Source organism: Methyloversatilis universalis EHg5 (assembly GCF_000378945.1).
Taxonomy (GTDB): domain Bacteria; phylum Pseudomonadota; class Gammaproteobacteria; order Burkholderiales; family Rhodocyclaceae; genus Methyloversatilis; species Methyloversatilis universalis_A.
In genome coordinates, this window is sequence record NZ_KB900539.1 from 464,079 (window position 1) to 479,031 (window position 14,953).

The window sequence follows — 14,953 nt, forward strand, 5'->3', positions numbered from 1 at the left end:
CGCGGTTCATCTCAAGGACGGACGCTTTGCACCGATAATTGATTCTGTTCTGTCGAACTGGGCTGAAAGCGGCATGCTGGGTCGAATCGTCCTCCTGATCGTGGCGCTGTGCGCGCTCTGCCTTCCTGCCGTTGCGCAGGACGCGCGGCCGCTGCGCATCGGTGTGGCGCCCCACACCAGTTCGCGCGTCATCATCGAAATGTATCAACCGTTGCGCCTGCATCTGCAGAAGGCGCTGGGGGTACCGGCCAGCATCATGACCGCCCCCGATTTCACCGAATTCGCCCGGCGCGCGATCAACCTCGAGTACGACCTGGTCATCACCACCGGCCACCAGGCCGAACTGCTCAAAAGTGACGCCCGCTACCGGCCCCTGCTGACGTACAAGGCGCCTTTCCGGGCGGTGATGGTGACCGCCGCCGGCAGCAAGGCGCGCAGCGCGCGCGACCTGACCGGCCAGCCGGTGGCCGGCCTGAGTCCGTCTTCGCTGGTCACCCTGTGGGGCCTGCACTGGATGGCCGACAACGGCGCCACCGGAACCCAGGTGCGCTTCGTCAGCGCTGCCGACAGCGTGGCCCAACTGCTGCTGAATGGGGAGGTAGCGGCCGGCACCATGTCGCTGGCCAATTTCCAGGGGCTCACGCCTGAAGTGCAGGCCCAGCTGCGCTTCCTGTCGGAAAGCCCGGCGCTGGCCGGCCGCGTCTATCTGCTCAGTCCGTCGGAGTCTGCCCGGGCGGCGGCCATCGATGCTGCGCTGTGGTCTTTCGCGGATTCACAGGCCGGTCGCGACTATTTCGTGCGCTACAAGCTGGAGGGCTACCGCAAGCTGGGCCCGGGCGAACTCGAGGTGATGGCGCCCTACGCCGCCGAAGTGCGGGAGCAGCTGAAGAAATCGGCACAGTGAACAAGCCGCAGTGAAAAGCCTGCAGTGAACAACCCCTTCCGCCTCGGTCTGAAACGCTCGGTACGCGGGCGCCTGCTGCTTGCCGCGCTGCTGGTCGAGGCGGTCATGCTCACGCTGCTGGTGAGCAACAGCGTGCGGCTGCAACGGGCCAATATGACCGAGCAGGCGGAAGAGCACGCGCGTCAGATCATGCCCATCCTGAACGCGGCACTGGTCGCGCCGATGGCGCAGAGCGATTACGCCACGCTGCAGGCGGTGCTGGACGAAAGCGTGTCCAGCCGCGGCATCGCCTATCTGCTGCTGCAGGACACCCAGGGCAAGACAATGGCGGCCAGCGGTATCGCCCGCCATGCCAGGCTGCCCGAACTGGACCCGGTATTCGATCTCGCCAGCGAAGAAGATCCGCCGGTGTACGACCTCAGCACACCGATCGCGCTGGCCGGCCAGCAGCTGGGCGTGCTGCGTTTCGGTCTGGACATGTCGGCGCTGAAGGCTGCGAACCGGCAGCTGCTGCTGCAGGGCGCGGCCATCGCCGGCGGTGAACTGCTGCTGTCGGTGGCGCTGCTCACCGTGCTCGGGCTGTGGCTCACCCGCCAGCTGGTGCAGCTCACCCGGGCCGCCGAAGCAGTCGGACAGGGGCGGGTGACGCCGGACCCGGTGGTCGAAGGCGAGGACGAGGTGGGCCAGCTCGGTCGTGCCTTCAACGCCATGTCGGCCGCGATACGCGAGCGCATCGGCGAGCTGGAGGCGCTGCACGACAAGGAACGCGGTCTGGCACGTGAGGCGTCAGAAGCCAACGGCCGCTTCGAGGCGCTGCTGGAGGCGATGGACATCGGCGTGCTGCTGGCCGATCGAGGAGGCCATGTGCTCTACATGAACGAGCACCTGCCGCGCGTGTGGGCCTTGCCGCCGTCACCGGAACCGGAACGGCTGGCCTCGCTCGAGCGGATAGAGGCCATCTGCCGGGGCTGCGTGTCCGGTCCGAAGCGGGCGCCGGTGTTCGCGCCGGTCGACGATGTGCGCGAACTGCACCTGGACGACGGCCGTACGCTGCTGCAGCGCAGCTTCGCGGTACGTGACGACGAAGGACGGGAAATCGGCCGGCTCTGGTTGAGCGAGGACATTACCGCCGACCGTGCAGCGGAGGACGAACTGCGCCGCGCCAAGGAAGAGGCCGAAAAGGCCAGCCGCGCCAAGGCGGCTTTCCTGGCCACCATGAGCCACGAAATCCGCACGCCGATGAACGGCATCATCGGCATGACTGACGTGGTGCTCGACGGTCCGCTCAGCGACGAACAGCGCGAAAGCCTGGGCTGGGTGAAGTCGTCTGCCGACAGTCTGATGGGCATCCTGAACGACATCCTGGATTATTCGAAGGTGGAAGCCGGGCAGATGACCATGGAGGCGGTGGATTTCGATCTGCCCGCGCTGCTGGCTGACACGCTGGCCTTGTTTTCCGCCCAGGCCTCGGCCAAGGGCATCGCGCTGAACAGCAGGCTGGAACCCGGCCTGCCGTCGCTGGTGGTGGGCGATCCGCTGCGGGTGCGCCAGGTGCTGTCCAATCTGGTGTCGAACGCCATCAAGTTCACCGACCGTGGCGGCGTGACCGTCGGGCTGGCGCCCTTGGCGGAAGGCATGATCGTACTGACCGTGCGCGACAGCGGTATCGGCATCGCGGCGGACAAGATCGATCAGGTGTTTGCACCGTTCTCGCAGGCCGATTCGTCGACCACCCGCAATTACGGGGGCACCGGTCTGGGCCTGTCCATCGTGTCGCGGCTGGTGGAACTGATGAAGGGCCGGCTTTCGGTGCAGAGCGAGCCGGGGGAGGGCACTGTGTTCCGGGTGGATCTGCCGCTGCCGGCGGCCCGCAACCGGGATGCGCAGGCGCCGGCGCAGGCGGCTGACGCGGAAGTACTGACGCTGGACGCCGACGTGCTGATCGCCGAAGACACGCCGGTCAACCAGGTGCTGCTCAAGCGCCTGCTGTCGCGCCACGGCGTGCGCATCACCCAGGCTTCCGATGGCGCACAGGCGGTCGAGGCCTGCCGCAAGCGCCATTTCGATCTGGTGCTGATGGATGTGCAGATGCCGGTCATGGACGGCCTGGACGCCACCCGGCACATCCGGGCGCTGGACGATGTCTACTGGCAGCACGCGCCCATCATCGCCATCACCGCGAACGCGCTGGAAGAGGACAGGCAGCACTGCCGCGAAGCCGGCATGAACGACTTCATTTCCAAGCCCTTCCACGCCCGCCAGCTGATCGAAACGCTGGCGCGCCACCTGGCGGATCGTGGTTGAGATAACTCAAGGTTATTGAATTATTGTCTTTTGACTCCTTGAGTTATGGTGCGCTGCGGCGCTATAAATCATCATCCCATCAATTTCCGACCTTTCTTTAATTGCCATGGCTGCCGTCGCCCCTGAAAAAGTCCTGAGCGTTCATCACTGGAACGACACCCTGTTCAGCTTCAAGACCACGCGTGACCCGTCGCTGCGCTTCCGCAACGGCCATTTCGTCATGATCGGACTGGAAACCGGCGGCAAGCCGCTGCTGCGCGCCTACAGCATCGCCAGCGCCAACTACGAGGAGCACCTCGAATTTTTCAGCATCAAGGTGCAGGACGGTCCGCTGACCTCCAAGCTGCAGCACCTGAAGCCGGGCGATGAAATCCTGGTCGGCCGCAAGCCGACCGGCACGCTGGTGCTGGACGATCTGAAGCCGGGCAAGCATCTGTATCTGTTCGGCACCGGCACTGGCCTGGCGCCCTTCCTGAGCCTGATCCGCGACCCGGAAGCGTACGAGCGCTTCGACAAGGTCATCCTGTTCCACGGCGTGCGCCACGTGAACGAACTGGCCTACCAGGACTACATCGAGAACGAACTGCCGAACGATGAGTTCCTCGGCGAGCTGGTGCGCGACAAGCTGCTGTACTACCCCAGCGTGACCCGCGAGCCCTATCGCAACCGCGGTCGTCTGACCGATCTCATCATCAGCAACAAGATGACCGACGACCTCGGCCTGCCGCCGCTGAACCCGGAAACCGACCGTGCGATGATCTGCGGCAGCCCGAGCATGAACAAGGACACCGCCGATCTGCTGGATGCGCGCGGCTTCGTCATCTCCCCGGGGATCGGCGAACCGGGCGACTACGTGATCGAGCGCGCCTTCGTCGAGCGCTGATCCGCAGGCGCGCGTGCGCGCGGCACAGGCCTGCAAATGAAAATGGCACCGTAAGGTGCCATTTTCATTCTGGAGTACGCTGCGATCAGCTGTCGCGACGGCGTCGTCGTGCCAGTGCAGCGGCACCGCCGGCCATCGCCAGCAATGCCAGGCTGCCCGGCTCCGGCACCGCGTTCGCGGTGACCGCAAACGCCAGCGGGTCGGCGTCTATTTCGGACGGGTCGCCGTAGAAGGCGCTGGCGTTGCCCTTGGAGGTCACACACCCCTCGACCAGACCGGTGTCGGCCGTCGCCGCAGCCAGCGTCGCCACTTCACCGTAGCCGCAGTAGTTGTAGCCACCATAACCGCCGTAGCCGTCATAGCCACCGCTGCCGGAATAGGAATACACCCCGACATTGCTCAGTGCGCTGTCGCTCAGTTCAGCCAGCACGTCCAGCGACTCGCCCGGATCCAGAATGCCCAGATCCACCGTGACATAGCTGCTGCCCCAGCTGTAGTAGCCGTCGCTGCCGTCGTCGCCCGAGTTCAGGTCCGTGCCCGACTTGGTCGACGTGGTGCTGCCGCCGGTGTTGTCGATGCCGGCGGACGAGAACCACACTTGCTGGCTATTCACCTTGATCGACGCCGAATAGCTGGAGCGCAGGTATTCGTCGGGATCCAGCGTAGCGTAGGCGGACGTGGACAGAGAACCACCGTAGATCTTGAAGCTCAGCGTGTAGTGCTGGGCGACGCCGCTGGTATTGACCACGGTGTTCAGGAAGCTGGCAAAGGCGGTGCCGCTGCCGGTGTAGCCGGTGGCATAACTTGAAACGGCATAGGCACCGGACGACGACGAGAAGGCGTAGCCGGAGGCGGAGTCATAGCTGCCACCCCAGGCGTAGGTGCTGCTGTTCTGGTAACCGGCATAGGAGTAGGTGCTCTCGACGCCCACGCTGCCGTTGCTGCTGGCCGAGGTGCTGGCACCCAGTACCGGCGCCGCCGCAGCGAACGGTGCATGGCCCAGCCAGAAGGCCAGCGATACGGCCATCAGCGTCGGGCGGGTATGAAGACGTACTTTCATTGTGTTTGAGTCCTGTAGGATGCGACCGCGTCTTCATTAACAAGAAGCGTGCCTAATTGTTAACAAATCATTAAATCAATGGCTTGGGGTGCTCTGTGCGTATTGCATCCGGGGTTGTGTAAAAACGGGCGACAGGAATCCACAGAATGAGCCGCGTACTGATGGCGTGGGAATTGGGCGCCAATATGGGTCATATCGACCGTATGCTCATCACCGCACGCGGCTTGCGCGAACGGGGGCATGAGGTCGCGTTCGCACTCAAGGATCTGGCGCGCGCGCACGGTCGGGTGGTGGCGGATGGCTTTCCGGTACTGCAGTCGCCGGTGTGGTTGCCGCGCATGGTCAATCCGCCGCGTCTGGTCAATTACTCCGCAGTGCTGGCCGCAGCCGGTTGGCTCGATGCCGCTGGTCTGGCGGGGCTGATGTCGGCCTGGCGTGCGCTGTTCGATCTGTATGAACCCGATCTGCTGGTGTGTGACCACGCACCCACCGCCATGCTGGCGATGCGGGGCCGCGGCGTACCGGTGGCGGCCATCGGCAACTGTTTCGAGATTCCGCCGCATCGCGACGTGTATCCGGCGATGAATTACTGGAATCACGATGAGGTGCAGCTGTGCGCGCGCAGCGACGCCACAGTGCTTGCGCCGGCCAACCGCGCACTTGAGCTGCTGGGTGAGCCGGCGATGCCGAGGCTGACCGCGCTGTTCGACGGCGTGCGCTGCCTCGCCGCCACGCTGCCCGAACTGGCGCATTACCCGGATTACGACGACAGGGTCGACATGGTGGGCCCCAGCTTTGTCGGTGACAGCGGCGTTGACCCGGTGTGGCCGGCGGGCGAAGGCCCGCGGGTGTTCGCCTATCTGTCGCCCGAACATGCGGACTTCAACGCGGTGATGGGTGCGCTGCGCGACAGCGGCCTGCGCGCGCTGGTCCATGCCAAGGGGCTGTCTCCGGATGCCGCAGCCCGGCTGGCCGGCCCGCGGCTGCGTTTCGAATCGCAGCCGGTCAAGATGTCGCCGGTGGTGCGCGACGCCGACATCGTGATCACCCACGCCAGCATCGGCACGGTCAGCGCCGCCGCGCTGGCGGGCTGCGTGCAGCTGACGCTGCCCAATCACATGGAACAGTACATGGTGTCGCGCCGCATCGCCGATGGCGGTTTCGGTCTGGCGGTGGCGCCGGGCAGCAAGTCGGTGGACTATCCGGCGCTGCTGCGCCGGCTGCGCGATGAACCGTCCTTTGCGCAGGCGGCGGCTGAACTGGCTGCGCGGCACGTCGACGCCGACCCGGTGCTCACCGGTGCCCGCATTGCGACCGAACTCGACGCGCTGATGGCGCGCTGAACCGTCTGCCCGCTTACTCGCCGCCGCCCAGCTGCGAGTTGTAGAGGTTGGCGTACATGCCACCGGCCGCCAGCAGATCGGCGTGCCGGCCGATTTCGGCGATGCGGCCGCGGTCCATCACCACGATGCGATCGGCGCGCTCGATGGTGGACAGCCGGTGGGCGATCACCAGCGTGGTGCGGTTCTTCATCAGCACCTCCAGCGCGGCCTGCACCTGGCGTTCCGATTCGGTGTCCAGCGCCGACGTGGCTTCGTCCAGGATGAGTACCGGCGCGTTCTTCAGCAGCGCGCGCGCGATCGCCAGCCGCTGCCGCTGGCCGCCGGACAGCTTGACGCCGTTCTCGCCGATCAGCGTGTCGAAGCCCTCCGGCATCGCCTGGATGAAATCGAAGGCCTGCGCTGCACGCGCGGCCGCCTCGATGTCTTCCCGGCTGGCGCCGCGCATCGCGCCGTAGGCGATGTTGGCCGCGACCGAATCGTTGAACAGCACCACGTCCTGGCTCACCAGCGCCATGTTCGCGCGCAGGCTGGCCAGCTTCACGTTCTGGATGTCGTGCCCGTCGAGCAGGATGCGGCCCGAGGTCGGCGCATAGAAGCGCGCGAGCAGATGGGCCAGCGTGGTCTTGCCGGAGCCGGACGCGCCGACCAGCGCCACCGTTTCGCCCGGTGCGATCGACAGGTCGAAGTGCTGCAGCACCTTCTGTTCCCGGTCCGGATAGCCGAAGCCGAGCTGGTCGAAGTCGATGCGCCCGTGCGCGCGCGCGATCTCTATCGTGCCGGCATCGCGTTCCGCGTCCTGGTCGATCAGCTGGAACACGCTTTCCGCCGCGGCCAGGCCGCGCTGCAGCGGCGCGTTCACGTCGGTCAGACGCTTCAGCGGTGCCAGCAGCATGAGCATGGCGGTAACGAAACCCATGAAGCCGCCGACCGTGGTGCGCTGTGCCGCCGAATCATTCAGCGCGATCGCGATCACGATGCCGAGCGACATCGCGGTGAGCACCTGGGTCATGGGCGACACCAGCGAGGCAGCCACGATGTTGCGCATGTTCTGCCGGCGCTGCTTGCGGCAGGCCGCCTCGAAACGGCCCATTTCGTAGTCCTGGCCGCCGAAGATCTTCACCACCTTGTGCGCTTCGATGGTTTCTTCCAGCGTGTGCGCGATGCTGCCCATGGCGGTCTGCGCGCCGCGCGCCGATTCGCGGATGCGGCGCGAACTGAGCCGCACGATGAGCGCGATCAGCGGCAGCATGCCCAGCACGATGAGCGTGAGCGTCCAGTTCAGCCACAGCAGCCAGGCCATCAGACCGAGCACGGTGAGCGAGTCGCGCACGAACACGGTGATCACGTTGGTGGCGGCCTGGGTCACGCCCTGCACGTCGTAGGCCACTTTTGAAATGAGCGCGCCGGACGACTGGTTGTCGAAGAAGCGGGTGGGCAGCGCAAGCAGGCGGCCGAACATGGCGCGGCGCAGGTCCAGCACCACGTTGTTCGCCGCCCAGGCGAAGGCGTAGTCAGCGATGAAGCCGAAAATGCCGCGCACCACGAACAGCAGCACGATGGCCAGCGGGTAGAACCAGATCGCGTCCGGGTCCTGGCCGTTGAAACCGCCGTCGAGCAGCGCCTTCATGATGGCCGGGAAGGCCGGTTCGGCGGCCGCGGTGAGTGCCATGCAGACGATGGAAACGGCGAAGGCGATCCAGTACGGGCGCACATAGCCGAGCAGGCGCACATAAAGCGCGCGGCTGGAAACCTGGGGTGAAGTCATGGCAGGCGTAGGGCGGAGAAGCCGCGATTATCCCGGATCACGCGGTTTTCCGTCACCGGCGCCGAGGATCTGCCACCGCTAGCGGTTCATCGCGCGCAGCTTGGGGCCGAGCGGGCCGATCGTCAGATGGGTGAGCCGGCCGAATTCGAACTCCAGATTCAGCCAGCGATTCGCTGGCAGGCCCAGCAAGGTGCCGGTCAGCGCGCGCATCGGACCGTTGTGGGCGACGATGACCAGCGCCTTCGTATCGGCCCGGTGCGCTTCAAACGCTGCCCACACCCGCGCCGCCATGTCGGCGTACAGCTCTCCGCCCGGTGCGCGGAAGTCGATCAGCGAATGACCCCACACCTCGAAGCCTTCGGGCGGGATTTCGGCGAAGGGCTTCATTTCCCATTCGCCGAAATCCAGTTCTGCCAGCCGTGCGTCGGTGTTCACCCGCGTCGCCAGTGCTTCGGCGAGCAGACGGGCACGGCTCAGAGGACTGCTGACCACGCGGGCATCCGCCGGCAACAGTGGCGTGAGCCGGCTGGCGACTGCGGCAGCGTCTTCCGCCAACGGCAGATCGACCGCGCCGTAACACAGCGACGGATCCACCTCGGGCTTCGGATGACGTATCAGGTAGAGGTCCAGCGGATCACTCAGGCGGAACAGTTCGTTCATGGTGTTGCATTCATGGCATGACGCCAAACCGGGCGTCATCGTTTCGAAATGTGAGGTTGGAGCACTGTGTAACGCCGGGATTGCACTGTGATGCGCTGCAAAAAATTCTTACTTGATCTGACGCAAATGCCTTCCCCGTGCGGGGTTGAAAGGTTTGCTGCGCTGCACTACATTCAACTCAACGACAGCATTTTCTGCTTTTCAACTTGCAAGGAGCTTCACCATGAAAACCACTGCACTCCGCATCGCTCTCGCGTCTGCACTCGCGATCGCCACGCTCGGCGCCTCGGCCGCCACCGAAGCATCGGTGTCGTCCGGCGCGGTCGGTCACCCCGAAGACTACCGGGTGTTCATCGATGCGCCCACCGGCTACGCTTTCGTGAAGACCCCGTCGCGCTGGGTGTTCACCCGCAAGGTGGACAGCGCACGTGTCGCCGAATCGTCCGCCGACAAGCGGGTCGAGAAGGCCGAAGCCAGCCGCTGATCCATCGCGGTCACCGCAGCATCTGAAAAAGCCACCCGAAAGGGTGGCTTTTTCTTTTGCCGATCCGCTTTCCGTCATTGTCCTGAGCGGACTTCCCTTGCTGTTTGGCCGACCTGCTGCCAGTTGAGGCCGTCACGCCGCAATTCAATCCAGCCGCCCTGAGGGCAGGCAATGTCCAGCCACGCCGGCTGAGGCAGCCCGAGCAGGCGACCGGCGATCACCCTGAGCGGCCCGCCGTGGGCCACCACTACCTGAACATGCTCTGCGTGTTCAGCCCAGGCGGCGTCCACCCGACGCGCCATATCGCTGGCGGATTCGCCGCCCGGTGGTCGGAAACCCCAGACATCCGCCGCCCAGCGATCGATGTCGGCGCGTGGCAAGCCGTCGTAGGGTTGCATTTCCCAGGCGCCGAAATCGATTTCCTGCAGGCGGGCATCGAAGTGCGGCGCGGGGTGCAGCAGGCGGGCCAGTTCTGCACAGCGCTGCAGTGGACTGCTCAGCAGGCTGAAGTTCTCGGGCAGGCAAGCGTTCAGTGCTGCGGCCATCGCGTCCGGCGGTGCGGCCAGCGCCACGTCGGTGCGTCCGTAACAGATGCCCGGCGGAACCGCGACCGGCGGATGCCGCACCAGCCAGAGCCGTTTCACGGTTGCTTGAAATGCAGAGGCAGGCCGGCAGCGACCAGGGTGACCTGCTCGCACACGCCCGCGATCGCCTGATGCAACCGGCCCGCTTCATCGACAAAGACGCGCGACAGTCTGCCCATGGGCACCACGCCCCAGCCGACCTCGTTGGACACCAGCGCGATCCGGCCCGGCAGGTCGGGCAGTGTTTCGAGCAGTGCGTTTCGCTCGTGGACGAAGCGCTCGGGCAGGGGTGCGCCGCGCTGCTCGTCCAGATCCATCAGCAGGTTGGACAGCCACAGCGTCAGGCAGTCCACCACCAGGAAGCGGCCGGGTGCAGCGGTGTCACGCAGCGCCTGTGCCAGTCCGAGCGGCGCTTCGACCACCGTCCAGTCCGCTGGCCGGTTTGCACGGTGGCGGGCGATGCGCTCCGCCATCTCGCCGTCGCCGGCTTCGGCGGTCACCACCATCACCACCTCGAGGCCGCTGTCGGCGGCCCGGCGTTCGGCGTAGGCGCTCTTGCCGCTGCGGGCCCCACCCAGTATCAGTTCGCGCACGCTCCAGCCCTCTGCAATAGGAATGCGGATTGTAAGACCGCGCCGCCGGACGGCGCGGCGGGCCCTTGTCTTGACCGTTCCGCCGGCGCGCACCTATAGTTCGCCGATGGATCACGATATCAACCAGCTCGGCGACCGGCTCGACATCCTGCTCGGTCGCTTCCGCGCGCTGCATGACGAAAACATCGTCCTGCGCAATCGCGTTGCGGCGCTCGAAGGCGAGAACAGGGTGCTCGGCGACAAGGTCGCCGCAGCACGCGAAAAGGTGAGCGGTCTTCTGGAAAGGCTGCCCCAGGAATGAGCGATTCCAATCTGGTCGAAATCACGATACTCGGTCGCGAATACCGGGTGCAGTGCCGCGAAGGCGAACGCGATGCGTTGAACGCGTCGGTCGAGCTGGTGGAGCGCCGCATGCGCGATCTGGCTGAAGCGACGCGTGCGTCCGGCGAGCGTCTTGCGGTCATGTGTGCGCTGAATCTCGCGCACGAAATTTTTCAGATCCAGGCGACTGGCGGTGTTGATTTGGTGCCGCTGCGGCGTAGAATCAATGCCATGCAGTCGCGTGTCGACGAGGCGCTTTCCGCACAGGAAAAGCTCTTCTAGAAGCGGTTGCAGCAAGGTGAAAGTCCTTGCGCATCAATCCCCTGCGGTGTTCGCCAAGGTCATAGATTCCTTGAACCAATGTCTCATTGGCATGAGGTCGCGAACCATCGACGCCGCTGTTGTGCGCACCCCTTGCGGGTGTGCCTGATGTGGCAGGAACGCGGCCGCTCTGAACCCCCGGTTCAGGATGCCGGCCTAGCGACATACGCGGGGGTCCCCGATTCGAAGTAGTACGGTCCGTCGCCCGACACCCCGGGCTGACTGACCCGGCCGCCAGAAGCGGCCTTCTCTCCTTGCCCTGGCTACCCTGTCAGGGTCTGCCTGTGTAGCGCATCTGTTACACAGTGCTCCATTGAAGATTTGTGCTGCGCCAGCTTTGCTGGAGCAGACCGTTTTGCGGCGCCGCGTCTTGAACCAGCGTTCAAACTCGGAAAGACTCGGTCGCCCATATCGTCCGGTGCGTCCATACGACGCATACGGGCCTGTCGCGGAACCGGATGCACCCATCCGTTCCTTCGTTCTATTGAGCTTTGCGGAGTCTGTATGTCCGGTATTTCCACGCTTGCCGAGCTGTTTTCCAACGGTGCCGATTCGGCAGTGGCGCTGTCTGCGCCCGCGCGCACCGATCTGAGCTTCGGCAACCTGCGCGCACTGATGTCGCGCACCGTTGCACGACTGAATGAACTGGGCATCGGTCGCAACGACCGCGTCGCCATCGTCCTGCCGAATGGCCCGGACATGGCCAGCTCCTTCATCAGCATCGCCTCCGGTGCCACTGCTGCGCCGCTGAACCCGGGCTATCGCGCCGAGGAATTCGAGTTCTACCTGTCCGACCTGAACGCCAAGGCCCTGGTGGTCGAACGCGGCAGCGTGTCGCCGGCGATCGAAGTCGCGCAGAAGCTGGGTGTGCGCGTGCTCGACCTGGTGTCGAACGAAGCCGCCGGCGACTTCTCGCTCGAACCGCGTGACGCGGCCACTGTCGCTCCGGCCGCCAACGGCGGTTCGGCCCAGGCTGACGACGTCGCGCTGGTGCTGCACACCTCGGGCACGACCTCGCGTCCGAAGATCGTTCCGCTGACCCAGCGCAACGTGTCCGCCTCGGCGCAGAACATCCGCGCGACGCTGGCCTTCACCGAAAAAGACCGCGGCCTGAACATCATGCCGCTGTTCCATATTCACGGCCTGATCGCCGGCATCATGGCGCCGCTGTCCGCCGGTGCTTCGGTGTTCTGCACGCCGGGCTTCGACGCGCTGAAGTTCTTCTCGCTGATGGATGAAGCGCACCCGACCTGGTACACCGCGGTGCCGACCATGCACCAGGCCATCCTGTCGCGCGCCTCGCGCAACAAGGAAATCATCGAGCGCAATCCGCTGCGCTTCATGCGTTCGTCGTCGTCGTCGATTCCGCCGCAGGTGATCCGCGAACTGGAAGAAACCTTCGGCGCACCGCTGATCGAAGCCTACGGCATGACCGAAGCGTCGCACCAGATGGCGTCCAACCCGCTGCCGCCGCGCGCCCGCAAGCCGGGCGCGGTCGGTCTGGCCGCCGGCCCTGAAGTCGAGATCATGGACGACGACGGCAACATCCTGCCGGCCGGCGAAATCGGCGAAATCGTCATCCGCGGCGCCAACGTGACGCCGGGCTACGAGAACAACGAAAAGGCCAACAAGGAAGGCTTCACGAACGGCTGGTTCCGCACCGGCGACCAGGGCAGCAAGGACGCCGAAGGCTATCTGTCGCTGACCGGCCGCCTGAAGGAAATCATCAACCGCGGTGGCGAGAAGATCTCTCCGCGCGAAGTCGATGAAGTCCTGATGGACCACCCCGCCGTGGCGCAGGTCGTGACCTTCGGCATTCCCCACCCCAAGCTGGGCGAGGAAGTCGGCGCGGTCGTCGTGCTGCGTGAAGGTCAGCAGGCCACCGACAAGGAAATCACCGCTTTCGCCGCGACCCGGCTGGCCGATTTCAAGGTGCCGCGCAAGATTCTGTTCATGGACGAAATCCCGAAGGGTGCGACCGGCAAGCTGCAGCGCATCGGTCTCGCCCAGAAACTGGGCCTGGGTGGCTGACAGGCACTCTCCCTTCCGCGCAGTACCGTTTTTCACAAAAAAGGAGACATGCACATGACCAAATTCGGGAAGTGGGCCGGCCGTGCCCTCGTAACCGCCATTGCCACCATCGGTCTGACCGGCGTCGCACAGGCGTGGGAGCCGACCAAGCCGGTCGAGTTCGTGGTGCCGGCGGGTACCGGTGGCGGTGCCGACCAGATGGCCCGCTTCATCCAGGGCATCGTGGCCAAGAACAAGCTGATGGCCCAGCCGCTGGTGGTCGTGAACAAGTCCGGCGGTGCCGGCGCGGAAGGTTTTCTGGAAGTGAAGGGCGCCAAGGGCGACCCGCACAAGATCATCATCACCCTGTCGAACCTGTTCACCACGCCGCTGGCGACCGGTGTTCCGTTCAACTGGCGTGACCTCACCCCGGGTGCGATGCTGGCGCTCGACCAGTTCGTGCTCTGGGTGAATGCCGACGCGCCGTACAAGACCGCCAAGGACTACGTCGAAGCGGTCAAGTCCAAGCCGGCCAACACCTTCAAGATGGCCGGTACCGGCTCGAAGCAGGAAGACCAGATCATCACCGCGATGATCGACAAGGCCACCGGCAAGAAGATGACCTACGTGCCGTTCAAGGGCGGCGGTGACGTGGCGGTGCAGCTGGTCGGTGCCCACGTCGATTCGACCGTGAACAACCCGATCGAGGCGGAAGCCCACTGGCGTGGCGGCAAGCTGCGCCCGCTGTGCATCATGGACAGCGAAAAGCTGCCGTACAACGAGAAGGTGACGGCGACCCAGTCGTGGGGCGACATCCCGACCTGCAAGAGCGCGGGCGTTCCGGTCGAGTACCTGATGCTGCGCGGCATCTTCCTGGCGCCGGGCGTGACCCAGGACCAGGTCGACTTCTACGTGAATCTGTTCAAGAAGGTGCGCGAGACGCCGGACTGGGCCGAGTTCATGAAGAAGGGTGCGTTCAAGCAGACCTTCATGACCGGCAAGGAATTCAGTGACTGGCTCGGCAAGACCGAAGCCATGCACTACGGCCTGATGAAGGAAGCGGGTTTCCTGGCCAAGTAATCCCGGCTGCAGTGGCAATGCATACGGGCGGGTCTTCCCCGCCCGTATTCGTTTCGATGCGCCGCAAAGATGTTCACTTCCTGTTTTTTTGATTCTGGAGATTCATGATGGAGCGATCCGAGGACGCCGCCGAAGCCGGCATGTCCAACCGCTGGCCGGAAATCCTGGTCGCGCTCTTCCTGTTCGCCATCGGCGTCATCGTCGTGTCCGACAGCATCCGTGTCGGTACCGGCTGGGAAGAGGGTGAAGGTCCGCGCGCCGGCTATTTCCCGTTCTACATCGGCAGCATCCTGCTGATTTCGAGCGGCTGGATCCTGATCGGTGCGCTGGCCAGGATACGCAAGCCGCAACCTCAGTTCGCCACCTGGGAAGAGCTGCGGTCGGTCATGCAGATGCTGGTGCCGCTGTCCATCTACATCGTGGCAGTGGTCTTTCTGGGCCTGTATGTGTCCTCCTTCGTGCTGATCGCCTACTTCATGAAGGTGCACGGCAAGTTCGGTGTCATCGGCACCGTGCTGACTTCGGTCGGTGTGCCGCTGGCCGCCTTCATGCTGTTCGAGCGCTGGTTCCTCGTGCCGCTGCCCAAGGGGCCGCTCGAGCTGATGCTCGGCCTCTGATCGTCAGAACAACCCACATCCGAG

Annotated in this window: 15 protein-coding genes and 1 other RNA gene; 11 read left to right on the top strand and 5 right to left on the bottom strand. The window is 64.9% G+C overall.

Annotation, left to right across the window (positions count from 1 at the left end):
* Window positions 1-73 precede the first annotated feature (73 nt).
* From METUNV2_RS0102100 to METUNV2_RS0102110, 3 genes are all read left to right on the top strand, one after another.
* Window positions 74-904, top strand: coding sequence for a PhnD/SsuA/transferrin family substrate-binding protein (locus METUNV2_RS0102100; protein ID WP_018227864.1), 831 nt, complete (start codon window positions 74-76; stop codon window positions 902-904).
* Window positions 905-928: 24 nt separating this feature from the next.
* Window positions 929-3,208, top strand: a complete 2,280-nt coding sequence (locus METUNV2_RS0102105) for a hybrid sensor histidine kinase/response regulator (protein ID WP_018227865.1) — start codon at window positions 929-931, stop codon at window positions 3,206-3,208.
* Between the two features lie 106 nt (window positions 3,209-3,314).
* The gene (locus METUNV2_RS0102110) at window positions 3,315-4,091 is read left to right on the top strand and encodes a ferredoxin--NADP reductase (protein ID WP_018227866.1); all 777 of its coding nucleotides are present in this window, start codon (window positions 3,315-3,317) and stop codon (window positions 4,089-4,091) included.
* A gap of 85 nt (window positions 4,092-4,176) precedes the next feature.
* Here METUNV2_RS0102110 and METUNV2_RS0102115 read toward each other — a convergent pair whose 3' ends face one another.
* Window positions 4,177-5,151, bottom strand: a complete 975-nt coding sequence (locus tag METUNV2_RS0102115) for a PEP-CTERM sorting domain-containing protein (RefSeq protein WP_026187804.1) — start codon at window positions 5,149-5,151, stop codon at window positions 4,177-4,179.
* A gap of 146 nt (window positions 5,152-5,297) precedes the next feature.
* Between METUNV2_RS0102115 and METUNV2_RS0102120 the strand changes: the two genes are divergently transcribed.
* On the top strand, window positions 5,298-6,494 hold the full coding sequence (locus tag METUNV2_RS0102120; protein WP_018227868.1) for a glycosyltransferase: 1,197 nt from the start codon (window positions 5,298-5,300) through the stop codon (window positions 6,492-6,494).
* 13 nt (window positions 6,495-6,507) lie between these two features.
* Here METUNV2_RS0102120 and msbA read toward each other — a convergent pair whose 3' ends face one another.
* Both msbA and METUNV2_RS0102130 read right to left on the bottom strand, forming a co-directional pair.
* Entirely contained in the window at window positions 6,508-8,259 is a 1,752-nt protein-coding gene (msbA, locus tag METUNV2_RS0102125; protein ID WP_026187805.1) for a lipid A export permease/ATP-binding protein MsbA, read from the bottom strand.
* Window positions 8,260-8,337: 78 nt separating this feature from the next.
* The gene (locus METUNV2_RS0102130; RefSeq protein WP_018227870.1) at window positions 8,338-8,919 is read right to left on the bottom strand and encodes a histidine phosphatase family protein; all 582 of its coding nucleotides are present in this window, start codon (window positions 8,917-8,919) and stop codon (window positions 8,338-8,340) included.
* Between the two features lie 223 nt (window positions 8,920-9,142).
* Here METUNV2_RS0102130 and METUNV2_RS0102135 point away from each other — a divergent pair, with 223 nt between their 5' ends.
* The gene (locus METUNV2_RS0102135) at window positions 9,143-9,403 is read left to right on the top strand and encodes a hypothetical protein (RefSeq protein ID WP_018227871.1); all 261 of its coding nucleotides are present in this window, start codon (window positions 9,143-9,145) and stop codon (window positions 9,401-9,403) included.
* A 74-nt stretch (window positions 9,404-9,477) separates the two neighbouring features.
* Here the strand turns inward: METUNV2_RS0102135 and METUNV2_RS0102140 are convergent, their stop codons facing one another.
* Entirely contained in the window at window positions 9,478-10,101 is a 624-nt protein-coding gene (locus METUNV2_RS0102140) for a histidine phosphatase family protein (protein WP_232415587.1), read from the bottom strand.
* Window positions 10,044-10,580 (bottom strand): bifunctional adenosylcobinamide kinase/adenosylcobinamide-phosphate guanylyltransferase, encoded by a 537-nt coding sequence (gene cobU, locus METUNV2_RS0102145; protein ID WP_018227873.1) that lies wholly within the window; start codon window positions 10,578-10,580, stop codon window positions 10,044-10,046. Before cobU ends, METUNV2_RS0102140 begins: the two co-directional genes overlap by 58 nt.
* A gap of 70 nt (window positions 10,581-10,650) precedes the next feature.
* Between cobU and METUNV2_RS0102150 the strand changes: the two genes are divergently transcribed.
* From METUNV2_RS0102150 to METUNV2_RS0102170, 6 genes are all read left to right on the top strand, one after another.
* Window positions 10,651-10,881, top strand: coding sequence for a hypothetical protein (locus tag METUNV2_RS0102150; protein WP_232415588.1), 231 nt, complete (start codon window positions 10,651-10,653; stop codon window positions 10,879-10,881).
* Entirely contained in the window at window positions 10,878-11,183 is a 306-nt protein-coding gene (locus METUNV2_RS0102155; protein ID WP_018227875.1) for a cell division protein ZapA, read from the top strand. Before METUNV2_RS0102150 ends, METUNV2_RS0102155 begins: the two co-directional genes overlap by 4 nt.
* A 35-nt stretch (window positions 11,184-11,218) precedes the next feature.
* Window positions 11,219-11,401, top strand: a non-coding RNA gene (ssrS, locus tag METUNV2_RS19435) — 6S RNA.
* A gap of 325 nt (window positions 11,402-11,726) precedes the next feature.
* The gene (locus METUNV2_RS0102160; protein WP_018227876.1) at window positions 11,727-13,253 is read left to right on the top strand and encodes an acyl--CoA ligase; all 1,527 of its coding nucleotides are present in this window, start codon (window positions 11,727-11,729) and stop codon (window positions 13,251-13,253) included.
* Between the two features lie 54 nt (window positions 13,254-13,307).
* Window positions 13,308-14,312: a Bug family tripartite tricarboxylate transporter substrate binding protein gene (locus METUNV2_RS0102165; protein ID WP_018227877.1), complete on the top strand. Its 1,005-nt coding sequence runs from the start codon at window positions 13,308-13,310 to the stop codon at window positions 14,310-14,312.
* Window positions 14,313-14,419: 107 nt separating this feature from the next.
* Entirely contained in the window at window positions 14,420-14,929 is a 510-nt protein-coding gene (locus METUNV2_RS0102170) for a tripartite tricarboxylate transporter TctB family protein (protein ID WP_018227878.1), read from the top strand.
* Window positions 14,930-14,953: the final 24 nt, after the last annotated feature.